Below are 16,177 nucleotides of genomic sequence, written 5' to 3' on the forward strand. Positions count from 1 at the left end.
TAATTTTTTGTTAAGCTGCTTTACGTCTCCATAATACATATGCAGAAGCAATACATAATACACCCATACCTACTTCTGTTGCTGCACCATGAGAAGATGCTCCTGTTTTTGGTAGACTGTTACCGTTTCCGATTTTTTTATTCTTAACCGGTTCGTTATCTACAACTACTTTTAGATTTTCATCTTTTGTTTCTTGTTGTACTTGTTTTTGTTCTTTCGGTTCTTCAGTACCTTCTTTTTCTACTACATTATTTTCTGGTTCAACGACCTTTTCTGGCTCTTCAATCGGTTTTGGCTTAATTACATTACCAGCGTCTACATTAGACCAATCATAAATAGATTTTCCCATTTCCTTAAATTGAAGTAATGCTAAAAGAGCCTGTTCTGTAGCCATTCCGTTACCATTTTGATCACTTGGTAACCATTTAAATTCACCATTTGAAAGTTGATATGATAATAGGTTTTGCATTGCCTTATGAAGACGATTTTGATCTACATCTTTAACAAGCGATAATCCAATAATTGCTTGCGCAGTACTATTTGAATTTTCTTGTCCATCAGCTGAAAAACCACCATTTTGCAGCTGTTCGTTATATAAATACGCAACAGCTTTTTGTATAGCTGGTTTCACATCTGATCGCTCTTGATAAGGAGCTAATGCTGATAAAACCATACCTGTTACATCAACGCTACTAGCACTATCTTTACTACCTGAACTATTATAAGTCCATCCACCGTCTGTATGCTGATTATTTAACAGTGCTTCCACTAGAGCAACTCTGTTCCATTTTGATTCAACTGGAATCTCATACTTCTTCGTATCAAATGCAAGTAAAGCAAATGCATAACCTGTAACAGAATTCACTTTATCTGACTCATACAATTTTTGAACTAAATTATGTCCACCTACATTTTTAGGGTCTGCACTCATTGCATTCATCATAATAATTGTTCTAGCTAAATCTGTCGCTGAAAAACGATTAATGCGCTTTTCTACTTTTTCAGTTACTGACTTAACATAATTTAATTTTGCCTCAATTGGCACATTCTTTCCAGAACGAGAAAGCGCTACAGCTACCCAGTCACTTTCAATTCCATCTTGTAACATTTTTTCAGATGTTTTTGAGATTGCTTCCTCTAATTGCTTCGCTGGAATTTGAACATTCTCTTGCTTTGGTTGTTCTGGTTTTTTACTATCTTGGTCACCTTGGTTTTCCCCATCTAGCGTTTTACCGTCTTGGTCACCTTGGTTTTTCCCATCTGGCGTTTTACCATCTTGATCACCTTGGTTTTTCCCATCTGGCGTTTTACCGTCTTGGTCACCTTGGTTTTTCCCATCTGGCGTTTTACCGTCTTGACCTTCTGATTTTGGTTCTTCTGGTTTGCCGCCGTCAGGTTCTTCTGTTTTACACGTTCCGAACTTATCTAACGTTTCTTTCAATGTTTCCTGGCTTATATTGCTCCAGTCTGAAACAAAACGAAAGACAACAACGTCTCCAGATTTTAATTTATAACTATCTGCTCCGACTTCTGCAGACTGATCATTTACATCATACAGCCAAGCACTTGTAGCCCCGGCCATTAAACCATCGATGCCTTTTACATATGTTCCAAACGACATCGTTTCAGATTCTACTTTGTCCCCCATGACCTTTTGCAGCAAACTTAAAGCTGTTTCCCCATCTTTAATTTGCTCTTCTTTCGGACATAACATAATGCCTTTTTGTGATTCCCCAATAATTGCAAGTTTTGCTGTATTTCCTTCAGCAAACGTAATATGTACTGTATTCGCAAAAGAAACAAATACAAGTGTCACTGCCATTAACGACGTAAGCAGCCATTTTTTCAACATTGCCATCCCAAAATTTCCTCCCTTACTACCATTTACACAAAAAAAGGCCCTTCAAGGGCGTGCGATTGACACTCTCTTTTTGTAAGTGTCGAACAAAAATGCACAACACCTCCTACCCGCATCATTCGCGGCTATATTTGTATAGGAAAAATAATTTTGTTTATGAACGTATCATTGTGATAACATTCACTTTTCTTGGCACAACTTACTCCCATTTAAGTTATCGTAAAACGATAAACCTATACATTCTGTAAATTTTAAATTTCTGTATTATTTTACTATTGACAAAGAATTTTGTCCATGCTTTATCGGATTTATTTTCTAAGAATAATAACTTATTAACTCTTAACGATGTAAACTCTTTTCACTAATAATGACGCCATCTTCATCCGCATAGACATATTCATTTGGATTCCATTCTACTTGTCCAAAGTGCAATGAAATATTTCGTTCTCCTTTTCCTTCTTTCACACTTCTATTTGGCATCGTTCCTAACGCTAAAATACCAATATTAATATTCTTTAGTTCACTAGAATCACGAACATACCCATTCACAATAATTCCTGCTAGCTTTCTTTCTTCCGCAATAGCTGCCAAATTATCACCGAGTAACGCACAATTCGTAGACGCTCCGCCATCAACAACTAATACTGTTCCTTCTGGTAATGTTTGCAATCCTTCCTTCACTAGTACATTATCATCTTTCACTTTTACAGTTGCAATTTTCCCGTGGAATTGTTCTTTCTTCCCAAAAGACCGAAAAGACTGGCGACATATTTGTAATTCCTTTTCAAATTCATCACATAGATCAGTAGTTTTCCACATCTTGTTCCCTCTTTTCCTTTTTCTTTCTACATAACATATTCTTGGCTTATTATCGTTTCCCTGTCTAATATTGCAATAATTTGTATGTACGGGAAAGGATACAAAAACTATTGCCTTAAGAAGCTACCTTTATTATAATCTATTTCACAGATTAAATTCAGAATATTAAAAATTAACCAAGTGAAGAAGGAGGGATTTTATGCAAATACAAACTGAGGCAAAAAAACAACCTAGTAAACCAAAGTTTAAAATGCCTGATGCGTACGTACTACTATTTTTTATTGCCTTACTTTGCGCCATTGCTACGTACTTCGTTCCTGCTGGAGAATTTAAAAGGGTTACAAACGGGACCGTTACAACGACAATACCAGGTAGCTACCATTCTGTTCCGCAATCACCCGTAGGATTTGTTTCTTTTTTTACCGCTATTGAAAAAGGAATGACACTTGCTGCTCCTATTATCTTTCTAATTTTATTTACAGGTGGAGCCATTGCAATTCTTGAAAAAACAGGTGCTCTTGACGGTTTAATCTATCATGTTATTAACAAATTTCGTAATCAGCAATTACTTTTCATTTGTATAGTTGCTGCGCTTTTTTCTATTCTTGGAACGACTGGTATTATCGTTAACTCAGTTATCGGTTTTATCCCCATCGGCATCATCGTTGCGCGCACGTTAAAATGGGACGCTATCGTCGGTGTAGCAATTATTTATTTAGGTACTTATGCTGGTTTTAATGCTACTATTTTATCTCCCTCACCTTTAGGCATTTCACAAAAGATCGCAGAACTTCCGATGTTTTCGGGAATTGGTTTACGCACAGCAATTTATATATCTTTTTTACTTGCTACCATTCTATATATAAATTGGTATGTAAAGCGCTTGAAAAAATCGAATAAAGGAAGCATCCTTGGCGACAACTGGTTTCCAAGTAACGCTCTTTCAAGCGAAAAAGAAGCAGAGAAAAAGGAAGTTCCTTGGACGATACGTCATAAATTAATTTTACTCGTTTCAGCTTTATCATTAATTGCATTTTTAATAGGCGCTTTTCGTCTACATTGGACGGACGCAGAAATGACCGCTACTTTTATTTTCATAGCAATTACAGCCGGAATAATAGGTGGCATGAAAGCAAACGATATCGCTTCTACTTTTCTAACTGGCTGCCAAAACCTTATCTACGGTGCTTTAATTGTCGGAATGGCTCGCTGTATTTCAGTCATTTTAGAACAAGGAAAATTGCTTGATACAATTGTTAACCAACTCGCACAAGCTCTCGAAGGACAAAACCCTGTATTTGGTGTTATCGGCATGTATGTGAGTAGTGCCGCATTACATTTCCTCATTTCATCCGGGACAGGAGAATCGGTTATTTTTATTCCGATATTAGCTCCATTAGCTGATTTTATGCACATTACACGCCAAGTTACAGTACAAGCTGTTATGCTCGGAGAAGGTGTAGTAAACTGCTTAAATCCAACTTCCGGTGTTTTAATGGGCGTTCTCGCAGCAAGCGAGATTTCTTATGGAAAATGGATTCGTTTCATGGCTCCACTTGCACTCATTTGGTTTATCATTGGACTTGTTTTTCTTATTGTTGGGGTGAATATTGAGTGGGGACCTTACTAAATACTTAACTAGATAAATAAGTACTATCGTTCCATATAAATATCTATTCTATTTCCCTCACTAGTCCTATAAAAATCATTTATTCTAGTAAAAATATAAGAAGGGATTGATCATAATGATCAATCCCTTTTATCAAAATATAATACCTTTAAAAATCTTAGTTCCAGATTTTATTTACCCATTCTGGATGATCAATAAAAGGATTGCGGTTATGTTGATATTTTGTAAAAATCACTTCATTACGCTTTCGCTCTAAATCATCGACCGGGTCTTGTTCATTCCATTTTAATAAGACAGATAGTTTCCCCATGTATGGATCTTTATTGTTATTCACTTTTTCATTTAGTTCTAAATCTATTTCGCCGTTGTCTCCCTCGTAACGAACAGCCATATAAAACAGCATTCTAGCAATATCTCCCTTTACACTATCACGAGGTTCCCAAGAATCACTATCATATTTACATTCTGTCGCTTCAGAATGATTCACACCACCATTATCAAAATCTAGATTTCCACGTGAACTATTTACAGATACATCCGTCGCTCTTAAATGATGTAGATCTGTTCCAGGTCCTGCAGTCGTTCCAAAGTCACCGTGAGATTTTGCCCAAACATGCTCTCGGTTCCAGTTATTTACTCCTGATCCATTCGTAAGTTTCCCTTGCGAACGACCAGTATATAAGAGTATCACATTATTTTTATTATTTGGATCTTCATCAGTATCTCTTATTGCTTCCCAAACCGCACTGTATGATAGCTTTGTATGATTATCAATAATATTATGCAGTTCCTTCTTTAATTCTAACCCCGTTTTTCCTATTGCGTTATTATAATATGTATCATCATAATTTTTCACAATAATCTCTTGTGCTGATGCAGAAGCTACTTCACCGTGTATAGTATCTGTGAATGATAGAGATGCAGAACCTAAAATAAAAAATGAAGACAGTGTAACCATAGCAATCTTTGTATTTCGAAACTTCATATACCCATTCCCCTTTAAAATATAATTTAAAGCTATTAACTAAAAAGTGCTTTCTAACCCCCGAAACCTTTTAGAAACCCATACCCCTTTTCTGTTTATTTAATACAAGACTCTATCCAGTCTGTATCACTTCTAAACTTTTTGTTTATTCACATTCCAAACAATTTCACTTTTTACAAGAAATATCCTTTTCTTATAAAGATTATTAACATATTCTTTACAACTAAAAAGTAGTTTAATATTAACTTATAAATTTAAATTTATTTATGCAATAATGCATATTTGATAAATACTTTAAAAAACAGTTTGAATAAAATGCATTCAAAGAAAACCGTGCCACAAAACAGATACGGTCTAAGACAGAAATAATAAAAATTAAGATGATAGCTCGACTTTTCCCTTTTCCATAACTATCTTTATTTTTGTGTAAAACCATTCTTTCTCTGAATAATACGTACAAAAATAGATTGGATACCATGTAGGCACCAATCTATTTTAATTAAAGAAACTGTGTCAATTCTGAGTTCACAACACGTTGTGCAGTAATAATAACATTTTCAGCTGTTAGTCCATAAACACTATATAGTCCACCAGGTTGATTAGGAACAATTTGAACTTCATATTCAAATGCTTGTCCAAGAGCAGGATGAACTAAACTTAGAGTTGCAAAAGTAGAAGCATTAGAATTCACATTGAAGTTTACCTGTTCAATTAATACTAATGAACCGTCAAGTCTAAAAACTCTAGCTACTCCAGTAAGTGGGCCCGCAGTACGGTTAATGATCTTCACCCTAACTTTATTTGCATTAGCAGGTTGATTTCCTACGTTTTCAATTGGTCCTGTAGTAAGAGCCATATAACACCACCTCCATTATATTATTATTATATTCAATGATAAACATTAATGTTATAGTCTAATTACCCAATTTATTTAAAATAAAAAGAAGCTCCAAATTCTATTATATTTAGGTCATAGATATTAAACTTAATAAAATTAAATGCAGGAACATATTTGATATGTTCCTGCATTTTTAATGTGGGTACCGCTACATAGCCATCTAGCTAAGATTTTGAAGTACTTCAAAATCAAAAATCTCATCTCACCACAGTTTTCTATGGGAATCCAGTGAACAGCTTATTTACATAATTTTCATCATTGGAAGTAAATACCAATAACTAAGCGTATTACTATTCTTTAAATGAGTAACAGTTCTAAAATTGATTTTTAATAGAAAAAAAGGGTTACAGATTCGATTGTAACCCTTTTTCCAAATATTTTTTGTTTTATACGATTTCTATAATGATTACAGGACTGAAGTATGATTCAAAATAGCGTTGATTATATGATTCCAATCGTCACAGTGAATCTCGTGACCCGATCCTTCTAAGGGTAGTAACACAGCATGCGGTATTTCATTAACAAGAGCAAGACCATGCTCGTATGAAAGCACTGTATCTTCTGTACCATGGATAACCAAAGTAGGTATATTGATTTCTTTTAATCTCCCCTCATAAGAATCCTCACCTTTAAGAAGGGAATGATTAAACATACTGAGTAGATTATTTGCCCGTTTTATTTCGTTTTCTACCTGCTTATAAGCCCTCTTCTTATCGAATTTATGCTTTGAACCACAAAGTAATGCTGATCCTGCAACCAAGTAATTTGCAACAGATTCTTCATCCGACCAATTTAGTTTGGCCGCATTAGTATGGTAAGCGAGTATCTTTTCATCGATCGGAGGCAAATTTCGGTCGTTATCTTCAGAACCAAAAATACCTGATGCAATCAAAGTTATACTTATAACTCTCTCAGGGTTCCTTAAGGCTACAATTTGAGCAATCATTCCACCCAATGACATTCCAACAATATGTGCTTCGTCAATATGATATGCATCGAGTACCCCAATCGCATCATCAGCCATATCTACCACAGTATAGTGGGAACTCCCCGGTTCATAAGTAGTTGACCGTCCGACATCTCTATTATCATAACGAATAACATATCGGCCCGTATCAGCTAATTGTTGACAAAATTCCTCATCCCAATAAACCATTGAACACATGGCTCCCATAATTAGTAAGACTGCTGGATCTGCTGAATTGCCAAAGCTCTCTGTACATATATCAACTTTATTAATTTTAATAATCTTTTCAGTCATGATTAACTCCTCATTTCATTCGTATTTAGTTAATAAAAAAAGACACAACCAAATAAACCCACACATTTCGAAAAAAATAGTCGGGCATAACGAATTGTGTTTAAAATTAACGTAAACGAATGAACTTGATAATCATGTTCAACACTCTCCTATATAATGAAAATAAGGATAAAACCCTTATTTTCATTATAACATAGCTCTATCAGTAGTAATATAGGTTCATTTCTTCTTATTTTATAGTTAAAAAAGTAATTTTTACTGTATGAATCTGCACTCTTAGTTGAAGAAAAGACGATGTATACAATATCCAAACCTAATTAATATAACGTCTCATTATCAGTAGTTAATACATCTAGAAGTCTAAAAAATATCCTCCAGTTAAGTACTCTGGAGGATATTCATATTTACATAATCATTCTTACAAGAAGCCACACAAAATGAAACCTCTTTAGTACCCAAAAGGCTTACTCTTATCTATTAATAACTGTACATCGTCTTGCTCCTCTACAGATTAAACGCTCGGCTTCTCTTAATGAAATTGGAACAAGTACAGCTTCATCAACATCGTCTTCTACATCAAAAACCGCAAATGCTTCCCCACCTACGATTAAAACACAAATGAATTCTACTTCTAAATCATCATGAGACCTAGGAATACAATTGGAAATAGTACAACGTTGAATACCCCCTGCTAACAATGTTCTAGCTTCTTGCTCAGATATTCGAATAAAAACAAATTCCTCTATGGCTACATTTCCAAATTCCACTTCAATTTCTACTAGAAGAAAGAATCTGTTTCTAATTCTCACTATACAATTTGCTCCAATTGAAATAATATCTTCATTCATTCTTTTCACCTCCTTTAATACTATAAAATTCACAAAGAGGTGAAATGGTGTGGACAAGCAAACAAAAAAGTAGTTTTTTTGAAATGTGAGAAATCAGTTAACAACTATCATCAAAAAAACAGAAAAAATACCCTACACAACAGGAAGTTTTCTCTGTTTTTAGTCTGTATACGATATTCAAAATTAGTTAACATAACGTCTCATTATCAGTAGCAATGAAAAAGGAGAACCCTGCTCTCACAAGTGAAACTTCTTTTTTAGTTCTATGAATCTAGACATTTTTTATACATTCCTATCCTAACGCGGTTTTAGTGTTCTTGTTTGTTACTGGATTAGCAAAAAAACTGTATAAAATCTTTCATACTTTTAGCCGATGGGGGCCAAAACACTGCCCCCCAATACGTGCTTTCTTAGGGTATTTCTTGAACCTCCATTAAACACTCTCCCGTCACTTGTCTATCTTTAAGAGTAACTTATTTAAAGTCCTCGCACCGAGCCTTTGTCCTCCTCCCAAAGCCAAACAAACAATTCAGATTACATGCCTATATCAAACTAAACATTCAATCTTTATCCAGTTTGTAAATAAAAAAGGACAATCAGCCCCATAATGGACTAACTATCCTATAAATTATTATCTAAATTCAATAAAGTGAAACTTTAATCAGTGGGGGTTTTGTTCATCCCCACTGATTATCAGCCCTCACCAATCGTGCTTTTACGGGCAATTAATCCCCACCTAATTTCTTTGCTTCCGCTGAATTTTGAGGTGAGGGTCTTACTTACTGCCCGGCGAATAGCGGGATAAAACCAGAACTTCTTTTCCTATGTATATTTACTTCGTTACCTCTCCAAACTGCGCTCTCGTCACTTTCGCCAAGTCATCAACTTTCAGCTCAATTTGTATACCAATTTTCCCGCCGCTCACTATCATCTTATCAAGTAATTGGGCGCTTTCATCGATACATGTAGAAAATAACTTTTTCATTCCAACTGGTGAACAACCACCACGAATATATCCTGACACTTTCGTAATATCTTTCACAGGAATCATTTCAATTTTCTTTTCACTTACTGCTTTTGCGGCAGCTTTTAAATCTAGTTCCTCATCTACCGGAATAATAAACACATGATAATTTTTACTATTTCCTTGAGCGATTAACGTTTTATATACTTCTCTCACTTCTCGTCCAATTTTCTCAGCTACTGATACACCATCAATTTTTCCATCGTCTGGATTATATGACATCATCGAATATTCAATTTTCTCTTTTTCTAATATTCGCATCGCATTTGTTTTATCTTTTTTCATAACATTCTCCTTAAAAGGTTATTTCATATTATTAAGTTTTATTATACACCCTTTTCCATTTCTCCTACATAACTTCACGTATATTTCAAAAATAAAAATATTGATAATTCAAAAATCATCTGATATAATTTGGAAAAACTTATGTTAAGGAGAGATTTGTAATGCAAAATTTTAATACTTCTTTCCAACTTCATCATCATACGTAACGCCGTGTATCCAAAGAAAAATTTTTCTTCGTGGGTACAGGGCTTTTCCTGTTGACCCACGAAGCATTCATAAAGCTATGTGGGTATTTTTATACCTGCATAGCTTTTTTTAATTTAAAAAAGGAGTGATTATGATGGAAATGAAAAACGTAAAAGGAACGAAAGACTATTTACCAGAGGAGCAAGTGCTGCGAAATAAAATTAAAAGAACTTGTGAAGATACGTTTGAACGATACGGATGCAAACCGTTAGAGACACCAACGTTAAATATGTATGAGCTTATGTCTTACAAGTACGGCGGTGGCGATGAAATATTAAAAGAAATATATACGCTAAAGGATCAAGGAAAACGTGAGCTTGCCTTACGATACGATTTAACTATTCCATTCGCAAAAGTTGTGGCAATGAATCCGAACCTCCGCCTCCCTTTTAAACGTTATGAGATTGGGAAAGTATTTCGAGATGGGCCAATTAAACAAGGAAGATTTCGTGAATTTATACAATGCGACGTTGATATCGTCGGTGTTGAGTCTGTCCTGGCAGAAGCTGAACTTATGGCTATGGCGTTTGAACTGTTCCGAACGTTAAACTTAGAGATAACGATCCAATATAATAACCGAAAATTGTTAAATGGTATTCTTCAGGCCATTAACATCCCTACTGAGTTAACAAGTGACGTCATTTTATCATTAGATAAAATCGAAAAGATTGGGATTGATGGTGTACGAAAAGATGTATTAGAGCGCGGAATTTCTGAAGAAATGGCTGATACGATATGTAATACCGTATTATCTTGTCTAAAGCTTACTATCGCTGACTTTAAAGAAGCTTTCAATAATCCACTCGTTGCCGATGGAGTAAACGAACTACAACAATTACAGCAATATTTAATCGCCCTTGGAATAAATGAAAATACGATATTCAACCCGTTTTTAGCGCGAGGACTCACAATGTATACAGGTACTGTATATGAAATCTTTTTAAAAGATGGATCGATTACATCTAGCATCGGTAGCGGTGGTCGATACAATAACATTATCGGAGCTTTCCGTGGTGATAATATAAACTATCCAACAGTCGGTATTTCATTCGGTTTAGACGTTATTTATACAGCACTATCGCAGAAAGAAACAATCTCATCTACAGCGGATCTATTTATCATCCCGCTTGGGACAGAGTTACAATGCTTACAAATTGCCCAGCAATTACGTTTCACCACTTCCTTAAAAGTCGAACTTGAACTAGCAGGACGCAAATTAAAACGCGCCCTTAATTATGCCAATAAAGAGAATATACCTTATGTGCTTATTATTGGGGAAGACGAACTTAGTACAGAAACCGTTATGCTGCGGAATATGAAGGAAGGTAGTGAAGTGAAGGTTCCGATTTCTTCTTTAAGTAGTTATTTATAATACGAACCACCCTCGTTTGGGTGGTTTTTCTATTTTATAGATACCTAACAATTAGTTTACATAAAATTATTATAATCTATTAAAAATACAAATAAACAATATCCAATTACCTATTATTTTTGGTAATATATAGATATGAATTGTTTTAGGAGGATTAACTTTGAAAACCTACATTCAAGCACTAAAGTGGACTACAGGGATCTATCATCTTTTATTACTTCCTTGTTATTATGTATTTCCAAGTCTTGTTAACCTATATGGGTTACCTTTACTACTATTGATTGTTTTTCATATCACTACTATTTTATTAGCTAAAAAAGAAGGCATGAATACGTACCCTCAGTATATCGGTATTATCGTTACTCTAGTTGCCTTCTTTCCTTATATAGACATCTTTCTACATATGATAGCAGCCATTTTCCTTTTATTAGATGCTGCTTCTACGAATGCAAAAGAAGTGTATGATTCATAGATGGATAAAATGAAACTTTCATCCATTGAGTTTTGAAATAGGTCAGCAAAAAGGGTTTACTTTTTAAGTAAACCTTTTTTCATTTTTAATTACTTTCCTTACTTCAGAATAATAAAAGAATATTCTGTTTAATTTTTATAAATTTCTAAACATTTATAAAACATTCAAATTAACATACATTTTAGTTATGTAAAAAATCTAATTTTTAAGGAGATGAATCCATGCTTAAAAAGTTGGTAGCAGGTGCATTATTAACTGTCTCGTCGTTAACTGGAGGACTGGGATCAGTATCAGCTAGTACCGAAAAAGATTATACGGTTTCCTCTTTCGAATATGTAACTGTAGATGAAAAGACTGTTGATTCGTTTAACAAATTGAGTGCTCCATCAAAGGAAGACGTAAAAATAACGTTAGTTCTACCGAAACAAAATCAAAATGGAGACTGGTTATCTTATGGATTTTCGAGCAAAGAAATTTTAGAGTCTTTTATTGAAAAAGATAAACAAAGGTTGAATCATTCAATCACTCCCCTTGGTGTTGGAGGAAGCGGACCTGGTAGTACAGACTTCTATAAACTTACAAATCAAGGTAGCGAGTATTTTTCTCTAAGTAGCGGTTATAAAAACTTGTCTGCTAGTTGGCAAAATCAAATTGTTTCTGTACGTACAGCAGCTCCTACTGCTAGCTACTCAACAACACTATGGGAACGTACTTCAACTGACGGATATGGAAAAGGTGTTGTTTTTAAACATGCTGATTGGTATGGTCAAACTGCAAACTTAAATAACTTTCCAACTTCAGCAGTTGAAGTTAAAAAGTAAAAAATATAGAAATAAAAGGTGTTTTCACGTATGGAAACACCTTTTATTTCTACAACTATTTCACATAACTCGTCTATATCAATTTCAACTCTTAACTATTATTTTTCGTATTCCTATTCTCCAAAACCTTCTCCATATTATGAGTTGCCCATTCCATCATTAATAGAATCACTGGACGTAGTGATTCACCAAGCTCAGTTAACGAATATTCAACTTTAGGTGGTACTTCACGGTATACTTCACGATGTATAATCCCATCAGCTTCAAGTTCTCTCAGCTGCAGTGTTAACATCCTTTGTGTGATATTTGGTTTTAATCTTTTTAATTCATTAAACCGCTTTGTACCATCTAATAAATGATACAAAATTACCCCTTTCCATTTCCCTCCAATCACCTCAACCATAGCTTCAACTGGACAAGAATATTTATTTAAAAATGGGTAATTTATATTATTTTCATTTGAACAATCCATAATAAATCCCTTCCCTTATCAATAGTATCTTTTTTGATACTATACCACATAAATGTGCGTACTTGTATCTGTGTTACTTTAAAAATATAATTTACTTACAAAAATAAATTCATGAAAAGAGGAACTTTTATGACAAATACAAATGAAATTACAAAAGAAAAGATTATGGAGGCTTTTCATTTCAGACATGCATGTAAAGAATTCGATCCTATGCACAAAATTTCAGAAGAGGATTTCAAATTCATTTTAGAAACAGGCAGATTATCTCCTTCTTCTTTTGGATATGAGCCTTGGAAATTTATTGTCGTACAAAATAAAGAATTAAGAGAAAAACTACAACCGTATTCATGGGGCGCTGGTGGGCAACTTGCAACAGCTAGTCATTTTGTTATTGTTCTTTCAAGAAACATTAAAGATATGCATTATGATGCAGAGTATATTAAATATATGATGAACGATATTATTGGATTGCCTGAAGACACTCAAAAAATTAGATATGAATTCTTCAAAAAGTTCCAGGAATCAGATTTTAACTTATTACAATCCGATCGTGCTGTATTTGATTGGGCATCTAAACAAACTTATATTGCTTTAGGTAATATGATGACGAGCGCAGCTCAAATCGGTATTGATTCTTGTCCAATAGAAGGATTTGATAAAGAGGAAGTAGATTCTTTACTTCGTCAAGAAGGCATTATACAAGGCGATAATCTTGAAGTATCAGTTATGGTTGCCTTTGGTTACCGTAAAGAAGAGCCAAAGCGTGATAAAACAAGACAGACTATGGATACAATTGTTGAATGGATTAAGTAATATAGCACAGACAAATAATGCTCCTAATAGCTGTATACTCATACTAAAGAAGAATGAATTGTTTTCTTACGTATGAATTTGGTTTTTCATGGAAAGATATGTTAGTATGTATACAGTTTGAGTGCTCTATTTTTAGAGTCGAACAGGAGGAGAATGAATATGTCTGATATTGAAGTTGGCGAAGTGTTTACTCTTAGTGATGAGAATAACGAAGAGCAAGAAGTAGAAGTACTTGGAGCGATGGATGTCGAAGGTGCAGAATATATTGCAGTTGCCTTTGTTGAAGATATCCAAACAGAAACTGAGGAAGACATTGATATTTTCTTTTTAAAAGTAGAAGAAGATAATGAGTTTTCATACATTGAAAATGATGAAGAGTTTGATAAAGTATCTGCTGCGTTTGAAAAGATTTTGGATGAGCAAGAGCAAGAATAGTATGAATGAAAAACACGCGGGCGGATGTATATCCGCCCTCTTTTTATTTATTACTCATCCAGAGACTCACGCAGTAATTGCAGTACATCTTTCATCGCAAAAGGTCCATCTTTTTTAACATGTTCCGCAAATTCTGAAACGAGACGTAATGTTCTTACACTTTCGATTGGATGCTCTCCTGATGCACTTTCAGCTGAAAGCATAACTGCATTCGTTCCGTCCAGTACAGCTTGAAACACATCAGTCACCTCTGCCCTTGTTGGAATAGAATGATCTACCATAGATTGAAGCATTTGTGTTGCTGTAATGACATATGTATTCGTTCGATTACATTCCTGAATCATTATTTTCTGTAAAAGCGGAATGCATTGATACGGTAACTCTACTCCTAAATCGCCCCTTGCAATCATAATTCCATCTGCTTCTTTACATATATCTTGAAAATTCTCGATTGCTTCCATCGTTTCTATTTTTGCAATTATATTAGGTGACGTTTCTTTATACTGTTGTATAAAATCTCGTATTTCTTTTATATGACTAGGTTTTCTTACGAAAGAACACGCGATAAAATCAACATTCTCCTCTAAAAGAAACTGAATATCTTTTTTATCTTTCTCTGTAATAGCTGGTAAACGAACAGCCGCATCTGGTAAATTAACTCCTTTATGAGATGAGATATTGCCACCTGTTTTTACCTTCGTTTCTATTTTGTCCGTACTTATCTTTTCAACAATTAATTCAACTTCTCCATCATTAATTAAAATTCTACTGCCTACTTTTACATCATTCGCAATTCCTTCATAATCAACACTCGCTTCTGTATTACTCCCTGTAACTGATTGTGTATGTAAAATAAAAGAATCTCCTGCCTGAAGTGTAATTTGCTCTCCCTTCACTTCACCTAATCTTATTTTAGGTCCTTGTACATCACCCAAAAATTTAATAGAGTCATCTAATGATTTCACTAAACGAATGATGTCTTTATGACTTTCATGCGTGCCATGCGATAAATTCAGTCGAACAATTTTCATACCATTCTTTATTAACTGTGCTAACGTTTCTTTATTATTACTTGCGGGTCCAATTGTACAAATTCGATCGATTGTCATTTTTGTCACCATCCTTTTTTTAATAAGTTTCCCATATGAACTTAAAAATAACAGAGATTCTGACATGAATAGATTTAAATTTACACGAATTTCATAAAGTTAAACCTGTATCCCTTGCTGGCTAAGCATTAGAAGATATATTCGCTTTTTTGCAAATGAAGACATGTTGAATCGAAAGTAAAAGAAAAGTTAAGTATGGAATAAACCATTGAGAGTTTCGAAATTTTCATATATTGTATGAATTGAGTTCGAACTCAAAAATTTAAAAAGGTGGGAAAATTAGTGAATATGAAAAAATCTTTATCGGTGACAACTTTAGGGTTAGCGGTTTTAGGTTTTGGTTTTACTAATAACGCAAGTGCTTCAGAGGTCGATACTGTAGACAAGCAGCCCGTTTTAGTTGACTTTGATACAATTCAATCAACAAAAACATCTAGTGTTCCTAGTTTGACTATTGCAGCTGCACCTAAGAATGACTCTAACATTAGCGTATATACTCCCTTTTTTGGTAACCCCTATGCAGTTGCTAAATCGAAATCAACTACGACCGAAGACTATGTTTATGCAAAAGCAAGAACTTTCAATGGCGATGGCTCATTAGTGAATACGAAAAGTAATAGTGCAAAAAAATCATCCTTTGTAAGTGCTACAGCGACCAACACAAGCATTTATTATGGAGATGATTACGCTATCGGTAATCATACCTATAAATTAAGTGGTTATAATGATGTGAATCACGAAACAAAAGCTTTCTGGTAAGAAAGAGAAAAAAGATATGCATCTTGCATATCTTTTTTCTCTAATATTTTACATATATTGAGGTGCTATT

Annotated in this window: 16 protein-coding genes; 7 read left to right on the forward strand and 9 right to left on the reverse strand. The window is 34.3% G+C overall.

The genetic code is table 11. From position 1 onward, the window contains the following. Positions 1–10 precede the first annotated feature (10 nt). Both ACTFRU_RS04660 and rraA read right to left on the reverse strand, forming a co-directional pair. Positions 11–1,858 (reverse strand): DUF4430 domain-containing protein, encoded by a 1,848-nt coding sequence (locus tag ACTFRU_RS04660; protein WP_440037502.1) that lies wholly within the window; start codon positions 1,856–1,858, stop codon positions 11–13. A 339-nt stretch (positions 1,859–2,197) separates the two neighbouring features. Continuing rightward, the gene (gene rraA, locus ACTFRU_RS04665) at positions 2,198–2,677 is read right to left on the reverse strand and encodes a ribonuclease E activity regulator RraA (protein ID WP_000266039.1); all 480 of its coding nucleotides are present in this window, start codon (positions 2,675–2,677) and stop codon (positions 2,198–2,200) included. Positions 2,678–2,876: 199 nt separating this feature from the next. Between rraA and ACTFRU_RS04670 the strand changes: the two genes are divergently transcribed. After that, entirely contained in the window at positions 2,877–4,307 is a 1,431-nt protein-coding gene (locus tag ACTFRU_RS04670; protein WP_440037503.1) for a YfcC family protein, read from the forward strand. Positions 4,308–4,464: 157 nt separating this feature from the next. Here ACTFRU_RS04670 and ACTFRU_RS04675 read toward each other — a convergent pair whose 3' ends face one another. The 5 genes from ACTFRU_RS04675 to ybaK form a co-directional block, all read right to left on the reverse strand. Then, complete coding sequence (locus ACTFRU_RS04675; RefSeq protein ID WP_000672188.1) at positions 4,465–5,292, reverse strand: endonuclease I family protein; 828 nt, start codon at positions 5,290–5,292, stop codon at positions 4,465–4,467. A gap of 499 nt (positions 5,293–5,791) precedes the next feature. Continuing rightward, positions 5,792–6,148 (reverse strand): ATPase, encoded by a 357-nt coding sequence (locus ACTFRU_RS04680; protein ID WP_440037504.1) that lies wholly within the window; start codon positions 6,146–6,148, stop codon positions 5,792–5,794. A 448-nt stretch (positions 6,149–6,596) separates the two neighbouring features. Continuing rightward, a complete protein-coding gene (locus ACTFRU_RS04685; protein ID WP_163092765.1) occupies positions 6,597–7,451 on the reverse strand; it encodes an alpha/beta fold hydrolase in 855 nt (284 codons plus the stop codon). 470 nt (positions 7,452–7,921) lie between these two features. After that, entirely contained in the window at positions 7,922–8,299 is a 378-nt protein-coding gene (locus tag ACTFRU_RS04690; RefSeq protein WP_001001282.1) for a hypothetical protein, read from the reverse strand. An 832-nt stretch (positions 8,300–9,131) separates the two neighbouring features. Beyond that, positions 9,132–9,608, reverse strand: coding sequence for a Cys-tRNA(Pro) deacylase (gene ybaK / locus ACTFRU_RS04695; RefSeq protein WP_088362244.1), 477 nt, complete (start codon positions 9,606–9,608; stop codon positions 9,132–9,134). 340 nt (positions 9,609–9,948) lie between these two features. On the opposite strand from ybaK, the gene ACTFRU_RS04700 reads away from it, so the two are divergent. From ACTFRU_RS04700 to ACTFRU_RS04710, 3 genes are all read left to right on the forward strand, one after another. Then, positions 9,949–11,226, forward strand: coding sequence for a histidine--tRNA ligase (locus tag ACTFRU_RS04700; RefSeq protein ID WP_440037505.1), 1,278 nt, complete (start codon positions 9,949–9,951; stop codon positions 11,224–11,226). Positions 11,227–11,386: 160 nt separating this feature from the next. Beyond that, the gene (locus ACTFRU_RS04705) at positions 11,387–11,698 is read left to right on the forward strand and encodes a hypothetical protein (RefSeq protein WP_000860724.1); all 312 of its coding nucleotides are present in this window, start codon (positions 11,387–11,389) and stop codon (positions 11,696–11,698) included. Between the two features lie 221 nt (positions 11,699–11,919). After that, a complete protein-coding gene (locus ACTFRU_RS04710; protein WP_102956223.1) occupies positions 11,920–12,519 on the forward strand; it encodes a hypothetical protein in 600 nt (199 codons plus the stop codon). Between the two features lie 91 nt (positions 12,520–12,610). On the opposite strand, the gene ACTFRU_RS04715 is transcribed toward ACTFRU_RS04710, so the two are convergent. After that, positions 12,611–12,991: a winged helix-turn-helix transcriptional regulator gene (locus tag ACTFRU_RS04715; RefSeq protein WP_000340659.1), complete on the reverse strand. Its 381-nt coding sequence runs from the start codon at positions 12,989–12,991 to the stop codon at positions 12,611–12,613. A gap of 129 nt (positions 12,992–13,120) precedes the next feature. Between ACTFRU_RS04715 and ACTFRU_RS04720 the strand changes: the two genes are divergently transcribed. Together ACTFRU_RS04720 and ACTFRU_RS04725 are read left to right on the forward strand one after the other, a co-directional pair. Beyond that, positions 13,121–13,804 carry an NAD(P)H-dependent oxidoreductase gene (locus tag ACTFRU_RS04720; protein ID WP_000185709.1) on the forward strand — a complete coding sequence of 228 codons (684 nt, stop codon included), beginning with the start codon at positions 13,121–13,123 and terminating at the stop codon, positions 13,802–13,804. A gap of 153 nt (positions 13,805–13,957) precedes the next feature. Next, a complete protein-coding gene (locus ACTFRU_RS04725) occupies positions 13,958–14,239 on the forward strand; it encodes a DUF1292 domain-containing protein (protein WP_002005464.1) in 282 nt (93 codons plus the stop codon). A gap of 50 nt (positions 14,240–14,289) precedes the next feature. Here ACTFRU_RS04725 and ACTFRU_RS04730 read toward each other — a convergent pair whose 3' ends face one another. Then, the gene (locus ACTFRU_RS04730) at positions 14,290–15,348 is read right to left on the reverse strand and encodes a pyruvate kinase (protein WP_000151083.1); all 1,059 of its coding nucleotides are present in this window, start codon (positions 15,346–15,348) and stop codon (positions 14,290–14,292) included. A gap of 282 nt (positions 15,349–15,630) precedes the next feature. On the opposite strand from ACTFRU_RS04730, the gene ACTFRU_RS04735 reads away from it, so the two are divergent. After that, positions 15,631–16,107 carry a hypothetical protein gene (locus ACTFRU_RS04735; protein ID WP_001056353.1) on the forward strand — a complete coding sequence of 159 codons (477 nt, stop codon included), beginning with the start codon at positions 15,631–15,633 and terminating at the stop codon, positions 16,105–16,107. The last annotated feature ends 70 nt before the right edge of the window (positions 16,108–16,177 follow it).

The organism is Bacillus cereus group sp. MYBK220-1 (genome assembly GCF_051916445.1).
In the GTDB taxonomy this organism is placed as follows: Bacteria; Bacillota; Bacilli; order Bacillales; family Bacillaceae_G; genus Bacillus_A; species Bacillus_A cereus.

Bases quoted from the DNA above. Each gene is read 5' to 3' on its own strand.
- ACTFRU_RS04660 (WP_440037502.1), bottom strand. From the start codon at position 1,858: ATGGCAATGTTGAAAAAATGGCTGCTTACGTCGTTAATGGCAGTGACA.
- rraA (WP_000266039.1), bottom strand. From the start codon at position 2,677: ATGTGGAAAACTACTGATCTATGTGATGAATTTGAAAAGGAATTACAA.
- ACTFRU_RS04670 (WP_440037503.1), top strand. From the start codon at position 2,877: ATGCAAATACAAACTGAGGCAAAAAAACAACCTAGTAAACCAAAGTTT.
- ACTFRU_RS04675 (WP_000672188.1), bottom strand. From the start codon at position 5,292: ATGAAGTTTCGAAATACAAAGATTGCTATGGTTACACTGTCTTCATTT.
- ACTFRU_RS04680 (WP_440037504.1), bottom strand. From the start codon at position 6,148: ATGGCTCTTACTACAGGACCAATTGAAAACGTAGGAAATCAACCTGCT.
- ACTFRU_RS04685 (WP_163092765.1), bottom strand. From the start codon at position 7,451: ATGACTGAAAAGATTATTAAAATTAATAAAGTTGATATATGTACAGAG.
- ACTFRU_RS04690 (WP_001001282.1), bottom strand. From the start codon at position 8,299: ATGAATGAAGATATTATTTCAATTGGAGCAAATTGTATAGTGAGAATT.
- ybaK (WP_088362244.1), bottom strand. From the start codon at position 9,608: ATGAAAAAAGATAAAACAAATGCGATGCGAATATTAGAAAAAGAGAAA.
- ACTFRU_RS04700 (WP_440037505.1), top strand. From the start codon at position 9,949: ATGGAAATGAAAAACGTAAAAGGAACGAAAGACTATTTACCAGAGGAG.
- ACTFRU_RS04710 (WP_102956223.1), top strand. From the start codon at position 11,920: ATGCTTAAAAAGTTGGTAGCAGGTGCATTATTAACTGTCTCGTCGTTA.
- ACTFRU_RS04715 (WP_000340659.1), bottom strand. From the start codon at position 12,991: ATGGATTGTTCAAATGAAAATAATATAAATTACCCATTTTTAAATAAA.
- ACTFRU_RS04720 (WP_000185709.1), top strand. From the start codon at position 13,121: ATGACAAATACAAATGAAATTACAAAAGAAAAGATTATGGAGGCTTTT.
- ACTFRU_RS04725 (WP_002005464.1), top strand. From the start codon at position 13,958: ATGAATATGTCTGATATTGAAGTTGGCGAAGTGTTTACTCTTAGTGAT.
- ACTFRU_RS04730 (WP_000151083.1), bottom strand. From the start codon at position 15,348: ATGACAATCGATCGAATTTGTACAATTGGACCCGCAAGTAATAATAAA.